Here is an 18,728-nt window from a genome sequence, read left to right as displayed (position 1 = left end):
ATTTTCGGAGCCGCTCCCTGATGCGGACGCTGCGCTTTGAGGTCCGCGAGGACGTCGGCTGGCTTTGGCTGGCGCGTCCCGAAAAGCACAATGCGCAGAATGCGCTCCTTGCCGGGGAGATGGTGACGCTCCTCGACACGCTCGTGGAGGAAAACGTTCTTCGCGCCCTCGTGGTGATCGGGGAGGGACCGTCCTTCTCTTCTGGTCTCGACCTAGAGGAGTCGCCCGAGGGCTTCCCCGGGGAGCATGTGGAGCGTCTTGCTGCCGCTCCCTGGCCGACAGTCGCCGCAATTCGCGGCTACGCGCTCGGCGGGGGGCTGGAACTTGCCCTCGCCTGCGATGTCCGCATTGGAACGCCCGACTGCCAGCTCGGCTTTCCGGAAGTGACCGTGGGGCGAATTCCGAGCTGGGGGGGAACCCAGCGGCTCTCCCGCTTGGTCGGCCCGGGGCTCGCCAGCGAAATGGTGCTGACCGGCGAGCCGATCGACGCTGCCCGCGCTGCGGCAGCCGGACTGCTCAACCGGATCGTGGCCAACGATGCGCTTGAAGCGAGCGCAGGCGCGCTCGCCGCGACGATGGCGCGCCAAGCGCCGCTCGCCGTCCGCTATGCCAAGGAAGCGATCCAGCGCGGTCTCGACCTCCCCCTTGCCCATGCCCTTGAGGTGGAGGGAGACTTGTACGTCCTGCTCGAAGCGACGGAGGACCGCCGCGAGGGGATCGCCGCGTTCCGAGAAAAACGGCCTCCTCGCTGGCGCAGCGCCTGACCGTCACTGGCGGGCGGGCGCCAGCGCGTCGAGCACGGCGAGCACCCCATCCCGGCCTGGCCGCGCCGGAACAATACGAGCGATTGCGATATCTAGTCCCGCGGCGAGCTCGGCGAAGCGGCGCGCCGCCGCCGCCGGCGTGCCGTACGCTGATACCGACCGCAGAAAGCTGTCGGGCAGGCTGGCGGCGGCCGTGAACGGGTCGTCGCTCGCAAGGATCTCCTCCGCCTTGCGGCGTGCCTCTCCGAACCCCATCGCTTCCCACTGCGCTCGGTAGTGCGGCATGCGCCAGAACTTGAGTGTCTGCCTTGCGACTGCTTGGCGCGCCCGCTCCTCGTCGTCGTCGACGCTGACGCGGATGTAGCCGGCGATGGTGACCGAGGAGGGGTCGCGTCCGACTGCGCTCGCCGCGCGCGCCACCGTCTCACGCGCGAATTGCACTCGGGCTTCATTGGCCCAGTTCAGAAGAACGCCGTCAGCCCAGCGTCCCGCGACGGCCAGCATCTGCGGTCCCAGCGCCCCAAGAAAGACCGGAACCGGCGGAACGCCCGGCATGACGATCTCATCTCCCGCGAGCTGGATCGTCTTCCCCTGATAGAACACCCGCTTGCCCGCGACGAGGGCGCGAACGGTGCGCACGTAGTCGGTCATCGCCGCAATCGGGCGGTCAGCTGGCGTTCCCCAAGCCGGTCCCCCGCCTGCAGCGCCGAGACCGAGCGTGAAACGCCCGCCGGTCACCTCCTGAACGGTCAAGGCATCGAGCGCAATGCTGTGCGGCGAGCGAGCTCGCGCGGGGAGGACGCCGATGCCAACGCGGAGGTCGGGGATATGGCTGCCCCAGAACGCGCAGGCGACAAAGCCGCTCCGTTCGCGGTTTTCCGGCGTCCACAACCCGCTAAAGCCGAGGCGCTGCGCCTCGCGCGCGATAGCGAGCGTCTCGAGAAGGGGAAGCGAGTCTTCATTGAGACCAATCTCAATTGCGGGCATCCCGCTCTCCGTCGCTTCTCTCGGCGCAAACCGCCCACCCCCTCCGCTGCTCTCACCGACAGCGTCAGGCGGCGCGGCTGTTTGCCCTCCCACCCTGGCGCCGTTCCTGCGCGTTTCTCGGGTGGGAACGGGCGGACGCGCAGCACGAAATACTCTCCCTGCGTCCGACCGCTGCCGGCGGCAGTTCAGAGCACGGCGTCAAGGGGAATTCGCCACTCATTCTTCTGCTTGCGCGCGGGAAGACGTCCCAAGCGGATGAGCGAGCGGACCTCGCGAACGTTGAACCCCAGCATCTTTGCGGCCTGGCTCACCCCCACGGTGACTGCCCAAGGGTCGATCCGGGCGTCATCACTGTAGTCCGCGAGCACTTCCGACAGCACTTCGTACCGTTCGCCCGCAAACCGGATGGCGAGCGGCTCCCGCGTGTCAAGCGCTTCTCGGCGTTCGTACGCAATCCGACGACGAATGTCGCCTACGCGAAGCTTGCCTGTCCTGTGGTGGCGAGGGCGCGAGGGGTGGCTCTCGCCCGCAGACGCCCGATGGTGAGAAGACGCCTCGGGAGCGAGTTCGGAGGACTCATCCGGGGCAAGCGCAGGGTCGTCGGACGGGGACATCGCTTGATTATAAAGCCGCTTCGGGGGATTCTTGGAGGGCGGCAGCGGCAACGCGCTTGCCGGCAGCCCGGGCAGGGGCAGCGTAGCGGAGGAAGAGGCAATGCTGCCGACATTGCCGGCATTGCGGAGCAACGGCATAATCGACAGCAGTGTCAATCTTCGCGAGGGAGAGGGGCCGGTCGATGCGAGACCCGATGCTGATGATCCTCGCTTTCTGGAGCGGTTTCCTCACGTCGCTTATCGCGTCGTCACGCTGGCGTTCCCGCTGGTCGCGGGCGGCGCTCTGCTTTCTTAGCGTTGCGGGCCTGCTTGTGCTGTTCGCGCGAAAACCGCGCACGGCTGAGGCGCCTGTGGTCTCGTCGCCCACGCCTCAGACGAATGCGGGAAGCGCAGACAACGGCGACACCGAAGATCGGCAGCGGCTCGAAGCGCTCGTCATTGAGCGGACGGCTCGTCTGCACCACCGCGCGGAGCAGCTTCGCACGATCAACCTCGTCGGGCAGCGGCTCGTCCAGATCCGCAACCTCGATGAGCTGCTGCCGTTCATCGCTTCTGAGCTCGCCCAAGCCTTCAGCTTCGAGAATGTCAATATCTTCCTGATCGGAGATGACCCGACCGTCCTCGAGGCGCGCGCGTCCGCGGGAAAGTACGGGCAGGAGACGCCGCATCACCGCCTGAAAGTTGGCGAGCAAGGGATTGTCGGCTGGGTTGCCGGAAGTGGCCAGCCCTTGATGGCGAACGACGTCGAACAAGAGCCGCGCTACCTGTTCCGCGATTGGCTCGCCGAGACGCGCGCTGAGCTTGCGGTGCCGATCCGGATTGGGGACCAAGTGCTCGGCGTGCTTGATATCGAGAGCCGTCATGTCAACGCTTTTGACGAAACCGATCTGAGCACCGCGCAGACCCTCGCCGATCTCATCGCTGTTGCAATCGAGAACGCTCGCCTTTACGACCAGACGCGGGAGCTTGCCGTCACCGAAGAGCGCAACCGCCTCGCGCGCGAAATTCATGACACCATCGCCCAAGGCCTCAGCGCGCTGACCATGCAGCTTGAGCTTGCTGATGCGGCCCTGCCAACCGACCCGGCGCGCGCCCGCGAGGCGATCTCCCGCGCGCTTGGGCTCGCCCGGCTCAACCTTGAAGAAGCGCGCCGTTCCGTTCAGAACCTCCGCTCTCGTTCCTTGGCGCGCAGAAGCCTCGCCGATGCAGTGCGCGCGCTGCTTGAGCAGTCGAGCAAGGAGAACGGGTATTACTTCTCCTTCCGGCACAATGTCGAAGGCGAAATCGCGCCCGCGATCGAAAACGGCGTCTACCGGATCGTCCAAGAAGCGCTGAACAATATCAATCGGCACGCCCAAGCAAGCGAGGTCAACGTTTCCATCGAACTGAACGGCAACGGGTTGCGGCTTCTCATCGAGGATGATGGTGTCGGGTTTGACCCCGACTCCTTGGCGGGAGTGAATGAGGGGCACTTCGGCATGATCGGAATGCAGGAGCGGGCGCATCTTTTGGGAGGAACGCTTCACATCCGGTCGACGCCGGGCGACGGCACTGCCATCGAACTGTACGTCCCAATCAAGCCGGCGTGACGAATTTCCTCCCACGGAGTGCCTCGTGGACCCCACTGACAGCCGCCGACCGATCCGCATCCTGATCGTTGACGATCATCCCGTGGTGCGGGAAGGGCTTTCCGGCATGCTCGGCACGCAGGAGGACTTTCTCGTGGTCGCCGAAGCAGCGGACGGCGAAGCGGCAGTCGCTCTCGCCCGCGAGCACGGACCTGATGTGGTGCTGATGGATCTCGAAATGCCGAACCTCGATGGGGCAGAAGCGATCCGCCGGATTGTCTCCACCTGCCCTGAGAGCCGAGTGCTCGTGCTGACCGCATACGACACCGATGAGCGGATTATCAGCGCTATTCAAGCGGGAGCGCGCGGCTATCTGCTTAAGGGCGTGCCCCGCGAAGAATTGTTTCGCGCTGTCCGTCTTGTCAGCCAAGGGCAGAGCCTCCTTCACCCGGCGGTGGCGACGAAACTGCTCGACCGGGTGCAGTCGATCACGCGTGAGCCTGATATCGAACCCCTCACCGAACGCGAGATCGAAGTGCTCGAACTGGTCGCGGCCGGCCTGCGGAACAAAGAGATCGCGCAGCGTCTCGTCATCACCGAGCGCACCGTGAAATTTCACGTCGGCGTCATCCTCCAAAAGCTGAGAGCGAGCACGCGTACCGAGGCGGTGCGCATCGCAATCCAGCGGGGGATTATCAGCCTGACATGACTGCCCCTCGCTCGACTCAGGCGTCGCTGCGGGCGCTGCTGCTCTCTGGGCGCTCCAGCTCCGATTGCTCGGGAGGGAGAACGGCGAGAGTAGCGGTCTCAACTCGATTGCGCCCCCGCAGCTTGGCCCGATAGAGGGCGGCATCTGCAGCTTGCACTAGGAGTGCCGCTTCCTCGCCGAGCCGGGGCCAGATGGTCGCCACCCCGGCACTCACCGTGACGACGCCCGGAGGATCGGCACCGTTCGGAATGGCTAAGCCCTCAACTGCTCTCCGAAGCCGTTCTGCGATGTCGCGTCCGGCTGGCAGCGCGGCGCCGCTCAGAATGAGTGCGAACTCCTCTCCGCCATACCGCGCAAGGAGATCGCCGGGCCGCTGAGCGAAGGCGCGCAGCCGCTCGGCGACGAGCAGCAGCACCTCGTCCCCGCGCTGATGACCGAAGCGGTCGTTCAGCTGCTTGAAGTGGTCAATGTCAATCATCACGAGCGACAGCGGCTCTCCCGTGCGCCGGGCGCGCCGCCATTCGGCGGCGATCGTCTCTTCGAACTTTCGACGGTTTGCGACTTGGGTCAGTTCGTCGGTGGTCGCTTCTTCCGCAAGGCGCTGCGAATGCTCGGCCAATGCGCGTTGCTGGCGCTGGAGCGCGCGCTGGGCGAGGAAATCGTTGCGGGCGTCGCGTTCGAGCAAGTAGGCGATCAGCAGCGCGAGCGCAAGATACGGGAGGACGATGAACAGAGCAGTGACGTTGACAAGCGGCGAGAAAGTGTTGAGCGCGCTGAACGCTGCTTGGGCGGCCACGATCAGCCCGATGAAACTCGCGGTGAGGAGGAACCCCAATCGGAACCCGAGGACGAGAACAAAGACAACGACCGGGATAGCGATCGGGCTGAGATAGCTCGGAGTTGTGCGGAGCGTATGCGCGACGAGGAACGAAAGGACAAGGATCAGCCCGCCAACGACCGCCACCCATTGCGTTGAGAGAACTGTGCCGCCGCGCAGGAGATGGATCAAGGCGAGAAGAGCGATCAGGAGGACGACGATGTTCCAGCCGACGAACAGGACGAAGGTCGAGATCGACAATCCCGCTACGACGACCGTCGGCGGAATGTCTTGAAGAGTGAAAAACGGGATGGTGAATGCGCGAATGACGAGCGAAACGACGATTGCGGCGGCAACTACCGTGAGCCAGCTGCGGAAACGGCGGTCGAGATAGCGCTGGTAGGCGGTTTCGAGGGGCTCTGGAAATGCCAGCCCGCGATAGCCGGCGGGAAGCTCCGGGTCATTTTCTGCCCGCCACGACGGCAATCTGTTCACCGATTGCCCTCCCGCCTCCAAGGCGAAACGATGCCGGCCGCGCTCTGCCGCTGCGTCCTGTCGCCCCCGCCTCACCCCTATTGTAGAAGGCCCCTCTCGCGAGGCGCCGTCAGTTAGGATTCGTCCACCTCTGTACGGAGCCGATCATGTCGAGCTATGCGCCGCTGCGCGGCGTTCGCGTTGTCGCTGTCGAGCAGGCGATCTCTGCTCCGCTTGCCTCGCGCCATCTCGCCGATCTCGGCGCTGATGTCATCAAAGTGGAGCGCACCGACGGCGGAGATTTCGCGCGCGCCTACGACAGCACAGTTCGGGGCCTGTCGTCGTGGTTTGTTTGGGTGGGGCGCGGCAAACGGAGCCTTACGCTCGACCTGAAGATGCCGCAAGCCGCCGAAATCATGGCGCGCCTCATCGCGCGCGCCGACGTGTTCATTCAGAACCTCGCGCCGGGCGCAATCGAACGTCTCGGCCTCGGCGGCGAGGCACTGCGCGCGCGTTACCCCCGCCTGATCGTCTGCAATATCTCGGGGTATGGCCCGGACGGCCCCTTGCGCGACCGGAAAGCGTACGACTTGCTCCTTCAGGGCGAGGGGGGCGTTCTTGCGGTAACGGGCACGCCGGCGGAGCCAGCCAAGGCGGGCATCTCCGTGGCCGACATCGCTGCCGGCATGTACGCTCTGAGCGGTATCCTCGCCGCGCTCTATGAGCGGGAGCGCACCGGCGAGGGCACGGTCCTCGACATAGCGATGATCGATGCGATTGCGGAATGGGTGTCCGCTCCGCTGTACTTCGCCCAGTACGGCGGAACGCCGCCCCAACGGGCAGGCATGCGCCACAGCGGCATCGTGCCCTATGGGCCGTACCGATGCGCTGACGGCGCTGTCAACCTTGCCATTCAAAACGAGCGGGAGTGGGCGCGGTTCTGCGCAGGCGTGCTCGGCCGGCCAGAGCTGGCGCGCGATCCTCGCTTCGACCGGAATGCGCATCGTCTCGCGAACCGGCAGGAGCTCGAGGCGCTCATTGAGCACTACTTTGCCGCCCTGTCTGTCGAAGAGGTCGAGCGGCGTCTCGAAGAGGCAGATATCCCCTTCGGCCGGGTGAACGACTTGGCAGGGGTGTGGGAGCATCCCCAACTGCGCGCCCGCCACCGCTTCGCGACGGTCGGCTCTCCCGTGGGGGAGATCGAGGTGATGCGTCACCCGATCAATGCCCGCGGCGCCGAGGCGCAGGCGCTGCCCGTGCCGGCGCTGGGCGAGCACACCGACGAGATCCTCGCCGAGATCGGCTTCTCCTCTGAGGAGCGGGCAGCGTTGCGGCAGCAAGGCGTGGTCTGAGCGGCCGACGCAAGCCGCCGGCGGACCATGCCTCTTGACGTGCGGTTCCGCTGTTGCGACCAAGCGCGGGGCTCGCGCCCAGTCGAGAGCGAGGGAGAGCTGGCTCTCCCGCTCCTCACGCCGCTGCCCTCGCGCAGGCGCGCATTCCCCGGTGAAGCGGAGCGGGCTGCCTCCCGCCGCAGGAGCGAGGGGACGGCCTGCGAGGGGAGGCCAGCGAGGACGAGGAGGCGGAGATATCCGCAGCCCCTCTGCTACGGTCCAGCCGCGAGCGCTCCTGAGCGGTGCGCCCATGCGCGCACCGCGTTGTAGACAGGTTTCGGCCGGAACTCGGCATCGACAAAGGTGTAGTAGTCGTTGTAGTTCCGCGCCGGAAAAGGAAGCCGGAACGTCCAGAAACAGAGCCCAACGAGCCACGGCCACTCTGCCTCTGCTTTCTCGAGGGCGCGCACCGTGTACTCGACCCGCTGCGCGGGGCGAACTGCCTTTGTCCAGCGGGGATGGTCGTTCCAGCCGGCTTCGCTGATCAACGCCTGCTTGTCGCCGTCCCCGTTGCGCACCATCACCTCGCGGATGAGGGCGGCGCGCGCAAAGTTGATCCGCTGGGGCGAGGGCGGGTCGTCGGGAGGGCTCCGCAAGCCATAGGCATGGATGTTCATCATGTCGAAATACGCCTTCGCGCCGGCGTCATACATGCGCTGGAGGTAGATCAAGTCATCCAGCGCGTCGCGAGACTGCTCAAGCGTCGGCGCAAGCGCACCGGGAAGGACAATCGCTTCTGGGTCCGCCTCCTTAATGCGGCGGTAAGCGACCTTCAGCAGTTCAACGTATCCTTCCGGGTCGACCGGGCGAAAGCCCCATTCCATCGTCGTGTTCTGCTCATTCCAGACGATGTAGTGCTTGACGCGATCCCGATAGCGACGGACAAACGCGGCGAGAAAATCGCCGTAGTCCTGAATGCCGCGGCTGTCGATATAGCGGTCTGTGGTGCCCGGCGGTCTCGCCCACGCCGGCACATGATCGATCCGAGCGACCAGCGTCAGCCCCTGCTCATACGCCGCATCGACCACCAGATCGGCATGCGCCCAGTCATACTGTCCCTTGGCCAGTTCGATGTACGTCCAGGGGAAATACTCGACGACCCAGCGCGCCCCCATTTCCCGCACCATCTCCATCGTGCGCCGGATTTTCCACGGCTCCACTTCGTCGGTCAGCCGAGTGTGAACGCCGAGGAGGGGATGCGCCAGCTGACCGCTCGCCCGCGGCGCCGGGCTTGGGTCCGTCGCCGTCCAGCTTGCAGAGAAGACAACCGCTCCGATAAGCGCGCTCAGCGCGATGCCGCCAAGAGGACGCATGGGGGCAGAGTAGCGGCCGGTGAGGAGAGCGACAAGTTATCCCGGCAGGATGTAGCCCACAACGGCAGCGAGCGCCATGACGAGCAGCGGATTGACCCGCCATCCAAGCAGCAGCGCGGCCGCGCCGAGCGCGATTGCGGCCGTTTTCAGGTCGACGATCGCGGCGTGGCCGACCGTCCAGAGGCCGCTGAGGAGCAGCCCGAGCGCGACTGGCGCGAGGGCGCGCATCAGCGCCGCGGTCCACGCCGACCCCGCGCGCCCGTACCACCAGCGGCTGAACGCCGCGCAAAGGGCGGCGGTCGGAGCGAAGAAGCCGAGCAAGGCGGCGAGCACTCCCCCCACTCCTCCCAGCTGGTAGCCGACATATACCTGCATCAGCATGTTTGGTCCGGGCGCGAGCTGACCGACGGCGTAGGCGTGCGCGAATTCGGCGTCGGTCATCCACCCCCGGATGACGACAAATTCGCGATACATCTCCGGCAGTACTGCCGCCGCGCCGCCGATGGCGAGAACACCCAGCTTGAGGTAGACGAGGAAGAGCGTGAGGAAGTCGATCATGGTGCCCTCGGCCGATTGAGAACGATGGCGACAGGCACGACGACGAGCAGGACCAGCGCCATGGGCAGGCGAACCACTGCAAGCAGAAGGACGAGGACGAAGACGATGCCCACATTGCCGCGCACGCCCTTGGCACTCGGCGCAAGCCGGACAATCGTGGCAGCGAGCAGCCCGGCAGCGGCCGCCGCCACCGCGTCGAGCACGCGGAGCGTCGCCGGGCCGCTCGAGACTGCGGCAATGAACGACCCGAGGGCGACAAGGAGAACCGTGCCGGGCAGGAGCACGGCGATCGTGGCGAGCGCTGCGCCGCGCGGGCCGTACAGCCGCTGCCCGATGATAGCGACGACATTGACCATGTTGGGCCCCGGCAGCAGCTGCGCGAGGGTCATGTCCTGAAAGAACTCATCGCGGCGCAGCCATCCTGTCCGCTCGACGAAATGGTGGTAGTAGTGCACGCTCATCCCGCCGCCGAAGGCCGTGGCAGCGATGAACGCAACCCGTCCGAGAAATGCCGCGAGGGAGGGAGGAGCGTTCACACTGCGCCGACCGCGCGCAAGCGGGCGATCTCCTCGTCGGACAGCCCGAGCAGTTCGCGCAGCACGGCATCGGTGTCGGCGCCCAGTTCAGGAGCAGGACGGCTGACATCGGCTGGCGTGCGCGACAGCTTTACGGGGCTGCCGCTCACCGGGATCACGCCAGCGCGCGGATGCACAAGAGGAACGATCATCCCGCGCTCGCGCACCTGCGGGTCGGCGACTGCCTCGGCAATCGTATTCAGAGGGCCGCAGGGGATCCCGAGCTCTTCGAACTCGGCGAGCCATTCGGCCGTTGTCCGTTCGCGAAGCGCCGCCGAAACGATCTGCTCCAGCTCGGCATGATGCTCGGTGCGGGAGGCGTTCGTCTGGAAGCGGGGGTCGTCCATGTACTCGTACAGCCCGATCTTGGCGCAGAAGAGTGCCCAGATATTCTCGCCGCCGCCGGTCAGCGTCAGCACAATGTAGCCGTCCTTCGTCGGAAAGGCTTGGAAGGGGGTCAGGATCGGATGCCGCGTTCCGAGCGGCTTCGGCACCTCTCCGGCGACAAAGTAGCGGACGAGGGCGTTTTCCAGGATGGCAATCTGGCTGTCGAGCATGGCGACATCCACCATCTGGCCGAGCCCGCTCCGCTCCCGCTCGTGCAGCGCGGCGAGGATGCCGATGGCGGTGAACATCCCGGCGGCGATATCGCCGATGGAGGTCCCGACCCGAACAGGCGGGCCGCCCTCCGGTCCGGTGATGCTCATCAAGCCCGAGATCCCCTGAACGATGACGTCCATCGCCGGCTTGTGGCGGTACGGACCAGTCTGCCCGAACCCTGAGGTCGCCGCGTAGATCAGCCGGGGATTTTCCGCTTTCAGCACCTCGTAGCCGAGCCCGAGGCGATCCATCGTTCCGGGGACGAAATTTTCGGTCAGGATATCGACATGCTTTACCAGGTCCCGCAGGAGGCGCTTGCCTTCCTCATGTTTCAGGTTGAGCGTGATCGACCGCTTGCCGCGATTGATCGAGAAGAAATAGGACGAGACATCGCCGATGAACGGTCCATTTTCCCGGGCGATGTCGCCGGCAGGCGGCCGCTCGACTTTGATTACTTCTGCGCCAAGGTCAGCGAGGATCATCGTCGCATAGGGGCCGGAAAGAGCCCAGGTGAGATCGAGGACCCGTACCCCGACGAGCGGACCAGCCATCGCTCTCTCCAGAAGGTTCACCCAAATCTCCCTAGAATGGTATACCGTTTGCAGCGGCGCGGTATGCGCGCTCCGCTTGCCCGACCCAATGGTCCCAGGTAAAGCCATGCCGCATCCGTTCGGCGGCCGCTCTCCCAAGCCGCGAGGCGAACGCGGGGTCGACGAGGAGCTGGCGTGCGGCCGCTGCCAGCGCTCGCAGGTCGCCGACTGGAGTGAGGAGCCCCGTCTCGCCGTGAACGATGTACTCGAGATGCTGGCCGATCGCCGGGGCGACAACAGGCAGCCCAGCAGCGAGCGCATCAACGACCTTCATCGGGCACTTCGCGCGGTTGATGGGAGTGTCGCGCGCGGGGACAAGCAGCAGCCGGCTTGCCGCAAACGCGACGCGGAGCGCCGGCCGCGCCAGCCGCCCGAGAAACCGGGTCCGCTCGGCGAGAGCGGGCGGGAGTGCTGCCCGAAGCGGAGGAAGTCCGGGCCCGTCACCCACCACCACCCAGCGGAAGTCGACGCTGCTTTCTGCGATCGGGGCGAGCGCCGCGAGCGCAAGGTCGAGGTCGTTGTGGGCAGGAACATGTCCCACGAAAAGGACGATCGGGCAGTCGGTCGCTCCGACCGCCGCGCGAAAGGCGGCGACTGCCTCCGGAGAAGGAGGGTCGCCCGCCACGGCCGCCGCGTCGACGCAGTTCGGGAGGTAGTGGAGCTGTGACGGAGGGCAGCCGCGCCCGATTTCGCGCTTTCGGAGCGCTCGGCTCGCCACCGTCAGTTGATGCGCTCGCCGCGGAGTCAGCCGCTCCTGGATCTCCATCGCCGCCGCAACCGGGAACGGGTAGCCGCCCACGCGGGCAAAGCCGCGCCACCCTTCCCAATCGTCGAGGTCGAGCACGAGCGGGAAACGCCGGGCGAGCAGGAAGGCCGCTGCTCCGGAAGGGCCGACCGGCTTGAAGGCGTGGATGACGTCGGGGCGGAGCGCAAGCGCGCGACGGATGAGCGCCGCGGTCCAGCCGAGCAGGCCGAACCGAGCCGTCAAGGCTTCGACGCGGACGCCCTCCTCCGTCCAGGTCTGCCCTGCTTCCTGCGGATTGTCGTACGGCGGGATCAGCAGGGTCACGCGGTGCCCCCGTCGGGCGAGCGCTCGGCCAAGCGGCAAGGCGCGCTGAGCGACGGTGCCTTTGGGCGACAGCGCAAAGCAGCCAAGCAGAACGATGTTCACGCCGACGTCCCACCAGTCGGTCGAAGAGAACCGCAGCAGTCAGCCCTCATCCTCCCGGCCGGCTGCTCCCGCAGGCGGCAGACGGTCAGGGGGACGCTCACTCGGCGGGAGCGGGCTCTTCGGCGATCAGCTTAAGGAACTCATACTGGCTGAGCAGTCCCACTAGCCGACCAGCATCGTCCACGACTGGAAGCGCCGTGATTTTCTGCTCAAACAGTTCCGCCGCAGCGTCACCGGCGTCGCTGCCGAGACGAACGGTTCGCGCGGGAGCCGTCATCAGCTCGCCCGCGGTCGAGGCGAGGATCCGCCGGAGCTCCTCTTCATACTCCTTCGTGCTCTCGAGATAGATGATGCTATCGAGCAACTGGATATACCGCGGGAAGTGGAGATTGGCGTTGCGGGCGACGAGGTCGGTCATCGTGACGATGCCGACAACATGCCCCGCCTCATCGACGATGGGGACCGAACTGCGGCGCGTCTCGTACATGCGGCGCGCCAGTTCGCGAACAGGCGTCTCGGGGCGGGCCGTCAATGGCTGACGGTCCATCAACTCTTCAACTTTCACGGCTTCATCGAGGGGCGGCGAAGGAATTCCGGTACGATGATCGCGCCGAGGACGAGAACTACGAAGCTGAGGATCAGCAGGGCAACGATATCGGTCGCGGTCATGAGACCCCTCTTTCGGCCGATTGTAGCACGCCAGCTTCACCGCGGAGCGCGAACAGCTGCAGTTCGCGGGCATCGCTGCTGCAGGAAGAGCGCTTGCGAGAGGCGCGAAATCGCGCCGGGTGCACATCTTTGCGCGTGTCGTCTACACTGAGGAAGAAAGAGGCAATGTTTGGAGGAGATAATGGTTGATGTGTTCCCCCGCCGCATCGGCACGCTTGACGGGGCGACGGACGCTGACGATGCCGCGTACCTCGATTTCATTGAGGGGATGCGTGTCTTTGCGATCAACGACCTGACCCCGGCCCTCCAGCAGCGGTATGCCCAGCTCGAGGCTGCCTTCGAAGCGCGCCACGGCCGCAAGCCGGCCTCAGTAGAGGAGATCCGCGCTGAGCTTGATGCGCTGCCGATCCTGCAGGCCCACCGGCGGCTGTTCCGCTCGACCCAAGACATGCGGGGCGTCGCGCTGCTCGAGACATACGGCAAGCGCGAAGCGGAGCTTCTCCGCGAACTGGAGGAATTCGCCAGCCGCGGTCCCGGCCGGCTCCTGCTGGACCCGACGCTGAAGCTGCCGGAGTACTACACCAAGGTGTATTTCCATCGTCAACCGGGAGGCTACGCGGATCATCCGCTCGCCGGCTATTTCTATCACTACGGCACGAAACTGCTGTTCGGCGGCAAGAATGATGACGACTCCCTCCAGCGGAACATGGTGAACAGCGTTCCCCTCCCTGCTGGCCGGGTCGAGTGGGTTGTCGATCTCGCGTGCGCAATCGGCCAAAGCACGACAGCCTGGAAAGAGCGGCTGCCGCACGCTGAGGTGTGGGGGATCGACTGTTCAGCGCCGATGCTGCGCTATGCCCACAAGCGCGCCGTCGAAATGGGGCTCGATGTCACCTTCGCCCAGATGCTCGCGGAGGACCTGAAGCTGCCGGACAACAGCGTCGATATCGTCCACTGCTTCATCCTCTTCCATGAAGTGCCCGTCGAGGTTGGCGAGCAGGTGGTGCGCGAAGTGTACCGCGTTCTTCGCCCGGGCGGCCTCTTCTCGGTGATGGATGTTGGCCAAGCGCCGCAATGGAACCCCCTCGACGCCTACCTGCGCGAATTCATCATTCGCGACAACGCCGAGCCGTACGAACTCGGCTGGGCCTACTGGGATTTCCCGGCCGCCCTGCGCGCCGCAGGCTTCCAGACGAGCGCGGGCCCGGACTCTGAGATCGAAAACTTCCCCAGCAGCACGTCGGCGCACCACAGCCGCTGGTTCGCCTATAAGCCGGCGTAGGAACTGTCCCCCGTTCAAAGATGGACCGTCAGCGGCCGCTTGGCCGCGACGGCGACGCCAGCCGCCCGCCTGCCTCCGCCATCCCTCCGCGAGTCAGGCGGGCTGTCGTTCTGCCGGCACGCCGGCCGAGCGCCGCAGAGCGAGGAAACAGAACGCTCGCCTCGCTCCTGCCTGACCTTCAATACTGCCGCCGCCTCCTCCTCTGCTCCCGACGTCGCGTCGTTCCGCTGCTGCCGGAGAGCGCGCGTTCCTGCCGCTCACCGCAGAGAAAAATGATTAGTATTGCCTAATCTCAAAAGTTCGCTAATACTAATCCATTGTCTCCGCCGCGCACCGCTTGCGTCCTGCTCAGCGCGGACGCTGCTGCCCGCGCCCGATAGCGGCGACAGAAAGGAGCGCTCTCATGAAGTCGGACCCAGCTGTTCTCGATATCTTGAACCAAGCATTGGCCAACGAACTGACAGCGGTCGACCAATATGCTATTCACGCTGCGATGTGCCAAAACTGGGGGTTCGAGCTGCTCCATGACCGCTTCCGCGCGCTGAGCATCGAGGAGATGCGCGATACCGAGGCGCTGATCAAATACATCCTTTTCCGCGAAGGAAAGCCGAATATCCAGCGTCTCAGCCCGCTGCGTGTTGGCAGCAGCGTCGAGGAGATGCTTCATCTCGGGCGAGAAACAGAACTCGGGGCGATCGCGACCCTCCAGGCCGGGATCGCGGTCTGTAATGACGCCGAAGACTATGCGACCCGAGCGATGCTCGAGGAGATGATCCGCGAGGAACAAGAGCACGTCGAGTGGTTTGAGACCCAGCTTGAGATCATCCGCCAGATCGGCCTCGAATACTATCTCAGCCGCCAACTGCGCCAAGGCTAGCGGGTAGCCGGCGCACCCCTCCCCCCGGATGCCAGCTGCTCTCCCACTCTGAAGCAGCGCCATGCTCAAGCAGGGGGCGTGCGCTCGCGGACACGGCGCGCTGGCCGCCCGCCATCCTTTGGCCCCGCTTTTCATCGGGAGCCGTCAGGAGCGCTAGCTGAGCGAACTTGACCCTGCGGCCGGCCGGAGGGCGCCGGCGATAACCGTCGCGATCAGGCGGCGGAAGCTCTCATCGAAGTCGATCGGCGCGCCGAAGGCGCCTGCGCTTTCGAGGGTCGCGAAGCCATGCATTGCGGCGCGCAGCTGCCGCGTGGCGTGAACCGCGTCTGGACCGCTGATGCCGTAGCCAGCGAGCACCGCGAGGACCACGCGCAGCACTTCGCGGCTCGCGCGCGCGAGTTCCCGGTCTTCCGGCGGCGGCGCGGGGACGGTTGCGGCGTATCGGCCGGGATGCGCGCGGACATAGTCGCGAAACGCTTCGGCAAGCGCATAGACCGCTTCGTCGCGCGCCTTGCCGATTGTCGCCCGAGAGAGACGGTCCGCCAATTCGGTGAAGGCAAGCGAGGCGATCGCGCGGCGTAGTGCGGCGGGTCCAGCGACATGGTGATAGAGCGACGGCCCGCGAACTCCTAGACGCGCTGCGAGCGCGGTGAAGCTGACGCCGTCGAGACCACGCTCGTCCGCGAGCTCCGCCGCAGCTCGAATTACCGTCGCAGTATCGAGGCGAGCACGAGGCATCACACACTCCCGAGTGATCGCGGCCGCTCGGGCATGAGGTTGCGCCCGGCGCTGGGCAAGGCTCAGCTTGACCGCAATCTGCCGGCGCGCCAAGGGGAGGGCGGGAATACGCCGCTCCGTCGGCGGCGCATTCTCCCGGCTGCGGCCCCTTTCGGCGGCCCTTTCGCGATCGCGGAGAGGGCAGCGTAGCTCGCGGCGCGCGCAGCCTCTTGGCAGCGCCGAGTTCCTTCCTGCTCAACAAGGACCGACGTTGTCAACGAAAGTGCGCTTGCGGTTCCAGCATCAGACGGACACCCCGTATCGTTCACACCAAGCGAAGAGATCGTGTCAGAACCGCAGCAGCGGAACGCACCGCCAGCGCGCTCGGGCGGGAGGGCGTTTTCTTCTTGCCGCGCCCGCGACCGTTCAGGAACCGCTGCTCCTGCCCCTCAAACAGCAGCGTGCAGAGGGCTGCTCGCCGCAGGGGAGCGCCCTCGTCTCAGAGCCGGTCAGCGCGAGGCGTTGGTGCTTGTCCGAACCCGCGCTCGCCGGCGCGACGACCCGCCAGCGCGCGCTGCGCCCCGCGTTCCAGCCTCCCAAGGTGGCAGGACGACCTCTTTCCCTGGAATCGTACTCGCCGGTGACAACCCCACAATTCCGCTACACTGCAGGAAAGGAGAGAGCGATGCGCACCGAGATTTTCGAGGCCGACCCCTTTAGCGGCGCTCGAGCCAAATCGCTCGCGACGATCGACAGCGACTATCGCTTCGAGCGCAATGACGAATTTACGCTCGAGACAGCCGGCGGAACGATCCGGCTGCGCGTGACCCATGTGCGGATTCATATCAAGGGCAACACGCTCTCGCGCGAAATTACCGCCTTGCGGATTTAGGCAGGCCAGCCGTCGCGGGCGATCCGCTCGAGCAGCGACCGCACGAACTCCGGGTTCGGCCGTTCGCCGAGGAAGACCACCCGGCCGAGCAGAACCTCGACTTGGCGATGGGGCGGCGCGCCGAGTGCCGCCTCAAACGCGCTCTTGAAGCGGCGTTTCGGCCGGCAGAGGAGCGCTCCCGCAGCATCGAGCGGATGCTCGCCATCGCAGAAATGACAGGTCGTATTCATCGCTGCATGCGCAAAGGGTGGGCAGAATCATGCACGATCGCTCCGCCGATCTTCCCTCGGCTCTGAGCGAGGCGCTCGAGGAACTGACGCTCTTCGCCGGGATCTTCGAGGATGAAATCGGCTCCTTGCTCAAGGCCGCGCTGAGCGCCGCGCCGACCGCTGCCGGACCGGCGGCGGAAGCGCGCCTCAGCCTCGCGCTTGTTGCCCGAGCCGAGCTTGCCGCGGCGCCGGTGGTCGGCGATGCCTTTACCGATTGGATGCTCGACCGCCTCCTTGCGGACAGCAATGTGCTGGCGCAGAAGCTCGACCGCGCTCCGGATGCCCCGCTGGGCGAGGCGATCCGCCGTCGCGCGCGCGACGAACTGGGGGTCCTTTTCCGCCTCCTTCGCGGCGTGCGTCAGGCGCTCTCAGGAGCGGCACAGTCGTGGACAGAGGTCTGTCCGCTGCCGGTTCAGCCCGCTGACCCAGAGCGTCAGCAGGAGAAGGCGGCGCTGCTTGCTGCCCCAGACGCCGAAACTGCGCTCGAAACGCTCCTCGCGGCCTACCGGCGCGGTAGCGGGATCTTTCGCCGCTACCGCGCCTTCCGCTGGGCTGGCGGCCGCCTCTGCGGCGTGGACGCGCCCGACCTGCCGCGGCTCGAAATGCTGGTCGGCTACGAGCGGGAGCGCGCGCCGGTGATCCGCAATACCGAGCAGTTTGTCGCGGGGCTGCCGGCAAACGACGTCCTCATCGCGGGCGCACGCGGCACCGGGAAATCGTCAACCATCAAAGCGCTCCTCTCCCGCTTCGGCGACCGCGGCCTCCGTTTGGTCGAAGTCGCGAAAGCCGATCTCGGCGACCTCCCCGCGATCGTCGAGACGCTTCGTCACCGTCACGAGCGGTTCATCCTGTACGTTGATGACCTCTCGTTTGAAGCAGGGGAGAGCGAGTACAAGGAACTGAAGGCCCTGCTCGACGGCACCATCGAAGCCCGCCCCCCGAATGTGCTCGTCTACGCGACCTCGAACCGACACAACCTAGTCGCCGAACTGTGGACAGAGCGGTCGGCCGAGGTCGAGGTCCACGCCCGCGAACGCCAAGACGAGAAGCTGTCGCTCGCCGACCGCTTTGGGATCCGGGTGTTCTTTCCCCCTCCAGATCGGCCGCTCTATCTGCGGATGGTTGAGGCGATTGCGGCCGAAGCCGGCCTCACTCTTTCGGCCGAGGAGCTCCGGCAGCGCGCCATCCACTGGGAGATCCAGCACTCCGGACGGTCGGGGCGGCTGGCGCGCCAGTTGGTCGTCAGCCTGCTCGGCGAGCAGGAGAACTACCGCGTCGGCGCGCGCTCGGTGCGAGCAACGGTCTCGAAATCGTCCAGCGAGAACAGCGGAGGCTGAGCGCGCAGCTGCCGCTCACGCTCTCGCGTTGTCGCAAGACGTTCAAGCTCTTCCCGCACCCGCTCGAGGTCGCCGAATTCGCGGTAGGCGCTTGCGTAGCGAATGTAGGCGATGTCATCAAGCTGGCGCAGGCGCGCCATAACGAGCTCGGCGATCTCAGCGGTTGCGATCTCATTGCCGGGCAGACGGTTCAGTTCCGCTTCAATGCTTTCGACGATCGCTTCCACCTGTCCCGGCGCGACTGGACGCTTGTCCGTCGCCTTGCGCACACTCGCGAGCAGCTTCTCGCGACTGAATTCCTCGCGCCGCCCGTCGCGCTTCGAAACGATCAGCGGCGCAAGTTCGACGCGTTCGTACGTGGTGAAACGGCGTCCGCAGTTGAGACATTCGCGCCGGCGACGAATGCTCAACTCGCTATCGCGAGAGTCAACCACCTTGGAATCGCGGTGGTGGCAGTATGGGCATTTCATCGGTCACTCCGCCCCGTTCGGGCCGTGGACTGTTGTCGCTTGCTGCCGACTGTACCACATCTGGTGGTGGGCTGCGGAGGCGGT

General features: G+C 65.9%; 20 protein-coding genes. 8 read left to right on the top strand and 12 right to left on the bottom strand.

The window, feature by feature from the left end; genetic code table 11:
* Positions 1–20 precede the first annotated feature (20 nt).
* Positions 21–764, top strand: a complete 744-nt coding sequence (locus NZ773_04585) for an enoyl-CoA hydratase/isomerase family protein (GenBank protein ID MCS6801204.1) — start codon at positions 21–23, stop codon at positions 762–764.
* Between the two features lie 3 nt (positions 765–767).
* On the opposite strand, the gene NZ773_04580 is transcribed toward NZ773_04585, so the two are convergent.
* Together NZ773_04580 and NZ773_04575 are read right to left on the bottom strand one after the other, a co-directional pair.
* A complete protein-coding gene (locus tag NZ773_04580) occupies positions 768–1,751 on the bottom strand; it encodes an LLM class flavin-dependent oxidoreductase (protein MCS6801203.1) in 984 nt (327 codons plus the stop codon).
* A gap of 185 nt (positions 1,752–1,936) precedes the next feature.
* A complete protein-coding gene (locus NZ773_04575; GenBank protein ID MCS6801202.1) occupies positions 1,937–2,365 on the bottom strand; it encodes a helix-turn-helix domain-containing protein in 429 nt (142 codons plus the stop codon).
* 182 nt (positions 2,366–2,547) lie between these two features.
* Between NZ773_04575 and NZ773_04570 the strand changes: the two genes are divergently transcribed.
* Positions 2,548–3,954: a GAF domain-containing sensor histidine kinase gene (locus NZ773_04570; GenBank protein MCS6801201.1), complete on the top strand. Its 1,407-nt coding sequence runs from the start codon at positions 2,548–2,550 to the stop codon at positions 3,952–3,954.
* Positions 3,955–3,979: 25 nt separating this feature from the next.
* Positions 3,980–4,642 (top strand): response regulator transcription factor, encoded by a 663-nt coding sequence (locus NZ773_04565; GenBank protein MCS6801200.1) that lies wholly within the window; start codon positions 3,980–3,982, stop codon positions 4,640–4,642.
* Positions 4,643–4,658: 16 nt separating this feature from the next.
* On the opposite strand, the gene NZ773_04560 is transcribed toward NZ773_04565, so the two are convergent.
* On the bottom strand, positions 4,659–5,954 hold the full coding sequence (locus NZ773_04560; protein ID MCS6801199.1) for a GGDEF domain-containing protein: 1,296 nt from the start codon (positions 5,952–5,954) through the stop codon (positions 4,659–4,661).
* Positions 5,955–6,100: 146 nt separating this feature from the next.
* Between NZ773_04560 and NZ773_04555 the strand changes: the two genes are divergently transcribed.
* A complete protein-coding gene (locus NZ773_04555; GenBank protein MCS6801198.1) occupies positions 6,101–7,285 on the top strand; it encodes a CoA transferase in 1,185 nt (394 codons plus the stop codon).
* 251 nt (positions 7,286–7,536) lie between these two features.
* Here the strand turns inward: NZ773_04555 and NZ773_04550 are convergent, their stop codons facing one another.
* The 6 genes from NZ773_04550 to NZ773_04525 all read right to left on the bottom strand — a co-directional run bounded on the left by NZ773_04550 (position 7,537) and on the right by NZ773_04525 (position 12,696).
* Entirely contained in the window at positions 7,537–8,637 is a 1,101-nt protein-coding gene (locus NZ773_04550) for a beta-galactosidase (GenBank protein ID MCS6801197.1), read from the bottom strand.
* A 36-nt stretch (positions 8,638–8,673) separates the two neighbouring features.
* Complete coding sequence (locus NZ773_04545; protein ID MCS6801196.1) at positions 8,674–9,195, bottom strand: chromate transporter; 522 nt, start codon at positions 9,193–9,195, stop codon at positions 8,674–8,676.
* The gene (locus NZ773_04540; protein MCS6801195.1) at positions 9,192–9,731 is read right to left on the bottom strand and encodes a chromate transporter; all 540 of its coding nucleotides are present in this window, start codon (positions 9,729–9,731) and stop codon (positions 9,192–9,194) included. Before NZ773_04540 ends, NZ773_04545 begins: the two co-directional genes overlap by 4 nt.
* On the bottom strand, positions 9,728–10,921 hold the full coding sequence (locus tag NZ773_04535; protein MCS6801194.1) for a CoA transferase: 1,194 nt from the start codon (positions 10,919–10,921) through the stop codon (positions 9,728–9,730). Before NZ773_04535 ends, NZ773_04540 begins: the two co-directional genes overlap by 4 nt.
* 31 nt (positions 10,922–10,952) lie before the next feature.
* Positions 10,953–12,131 carry a glycosyltransferase family 4 protein gene (locus tag NZ773_04530; GenBank protein MCS6801193.1) on the bottom strand — a complete coding sequence of 393 codons (1,179 nt, stop codon included), beginning with the start codon at positions 12,129–12,131 and terminating at the stop codon, positions 10,953–10,955.
* Between the two features lie 97 nt (positions 12,132–12,228).
* Complete coding sequence (locus NZ773_04525) at positions 12,229–12,696, bottom strand: CBS domain-containing protein (GenBank protein ID MCS6801192.1); 468 nt, start codon at positions 12,694–12,696, stop codon at positions 12,229–12,231.
* 285 nt (positions 12,697–12,981) lie between these two features.
* Here NZ773_04525 and NZ773_04520 point away from each other — a divergent pair, with 285 nt between their 5' ends.
* On the top strand, positions 12,982–14,082 hold the full coding sequence (locus NZ773_04520) for a class I SAM-dependent methyltransferase (GenBank protein ID MCS6801191.1): 1,101 nt from the start codon (positions 12,982–12,984) through the stop codon (positions 14,080–14,082).
* Positions 14,083–14,485: 403 nt separating this feature from the next.
* The gene (bfr, locus tag NZ773_04515; protein ID MCS6801190.1) at positions 14,486–14,959 is read left to right on the top strand and encodes a bacterioferritin; all 474 of its coding nucleotides are present in this window, start codon (positions 14,486–14,488) and stop codon (positions 14,957–14,959) included.
* A 153-nt stretch (positions 14,960–15,112) separates the two neighbouring features.
* On the opposite strand, the gene NZ773_04510 is transcribed toward bfr, so the two are convergent.
* Positions 15,113–15,697: a WHG domain-containing protein gene (locus NZ773_04510; protein MCS6801189.1), complete on the bottom strand. Its 585-nt coding sequence runs from the start codon at positions 15,695–15,697 to the stop codon at positions 15,113–15,115.
* 664 nt (positions 15,698–16,361) lie between these two features.
* Between NZ773_04510 and NZ773_04505 the strand changes: the two genes are divergently transcribed.
* Positions 16,362–16,568, top strand: coding sequence for a hypothetical protein (locus NZ773_04505; protein ID MCS6801188.1), 207 nt, complete (start codon positions 16,362–16,364; stop codon positions 16,566–16,568).
* Here NZ773_04505 and NZ773_04500 read toward each other — a convergent pair.
* Positions 16,565–16,798 (bottom strand): hypothetical protein, encoded by a 234-nt coding sequence (locus tag NZ773_04500; GenBank protein ID MCS6801187.1) that lies wholly within the window; start codon positions 16,796–16,798, stop codon positions 16,565–16,567. The two genes, NZ773_04505 and NZ773_04500, sit on opposite strands and share 4 nt — an antisense overlap.
* Positions 16,799–16,827: 29 nt before the next feature.
* Between NZ773_04500 and NZ773_04495 the strand changes: the two genes are divergently transcribed.
* Positions 16,828–18,174 carry an ATP-binding protein gene (locus tag NZ773_04495; GenBank protein MCS6801186.1) on the top strand — a complete coding sequence of 449 codons (1,347 nt, stop codon included), beginning with the start codon at positions 16,828–16,830 and terminating at the stop codon, positions 18,172–18,174.
* Here NZ773_04495 and nrdR read toward each other — a convergent pair.
* Positions 18,105–18,644, bottom strand: coding sequence for a transcriptional regulator NrdR (nrdR, locus tag NZ773_04490; protein ID MCS6801185.1), 540 nt, complete (start codon positions 18,642–18,644; stop codon positions 18,105–18,107). The genes NZ773_04495 and nrdR overlap by 70 nt on opposite strands.
* Positions 18,645–18,728 lie beyond the last annotated feature (84 nt).

This window comes from Dehalococcoidia bacterium (genome assembly GCA_025054935.1).
GTDB lineage: Bacteria > Chloroflexota > Dehalococcoidia > SpSt-223 > SpSt-223 > JANWZD01.
The sequence above is the reverse complement of the archived record's forward strand: the minus strand, read 5'-3'. Positions and strand labels throughout refer to the sequence as shown.

Coding starts and splice junctions, on each gene's coding strand:
- NZ773_04585 (MCS6801204.1), top strand. CDS start 21: ATGCGGACGCTGCGCTTTGAGGTCCGCGAGGACGTCGGCTGGCTTTGG.
- NZ773_04580 (MCS6801203.1), bottom strand. CDS start 1,751: ATGCCCGCAATTGAGATTGGTCTCAATGAAGACTCGCTTCCCCTTCTC.
- NZ773_04575 (MCS6801202.1), bottom strand. CDS start 2,365: ATGTCCCCGTCCGACGACCCTGCGCTTGCCCCGGATGAGTCCTCCGAA.
- NZ773_04570 (MCS6801201.1), top strand. CDS start 2,548: ATGCGAGACCCGATGCTGATGATCCTCGCTTTCTGGAGCGGTTTCCTC.
- NZ773_04555 (MCS6801198.1), top strand. CDS start 6,101: ATGTCGAGCTATGCGCCGCTGCGCGGCGTTCGCGTTGTCGCTGTCGAG.
- NZ773_04550 (MCS6801197.1), bottom strand. CDS start 8,637: ATGCGTCCTCTTGGCGGCATCGCGCTGAGCGCGCTTATCGGAGCGGTT.
- NZ773_04545 (MCS6801196.1), bottom strand. CDS start 9,195: ATGATCGACTTCCTCACGCTCTTCCTCGTCTACCTCAAGCTGGGTGTT.
- NZ773_04535 (MCS6801194.1), bottom strand. CDS start 10,921: ATGGCTGGTCCGCTCGTCGGGGTACGGGTCCTCGATCTCACCTGGGCT.
- NZ773_04520 (MCS6801191.1), top strand. CDS start 12,982: ATGGTTGATGTGTTCCCCCGCCGCATCGGCACGCTTGACGGGGCGACG.
- bfr (MCS6801190.1), top strand. CDS start 14,486: ATGAAGTCGGACCCAGCTGTTCTCGATATCTTGAACCAAGCATTGGCC.
- NZ773_04510 (MCS6801189.1), bottom strand. CDS start 15,697: ATGCCTCGTGCTCGCCTCGATACTGCGACGGTAATTCGAGCTGCGGCG.
- NZ773_04505 (MCS6801188.1), top strand. CDS start 16,362: ATGCGCACCGAGATTTTCGAGGCCGACCCCTTTAGCGGCGCTCGAGCC.
- NZ773_04500 (MCS6801187.1), bottom strand. CDS start 16,798: ATGAATACGACCTGTCATTTCTGCGATGGCGAGCATCCGCTCGATGCT.
- NZ773_04495 (MCS6801186.1), top strand. CDS start 16,828: ATGCACGATCGCTCCGCCGATCTTCCCTCGGCTCTGAGCGAGGCGCTC.
- nrdR (MCS6801185.1), bottom strand. CDS start 18,644: ATGAAATGCCCATACTGCCACCACCGCGATTCCAAGGTGGTTGACTCT.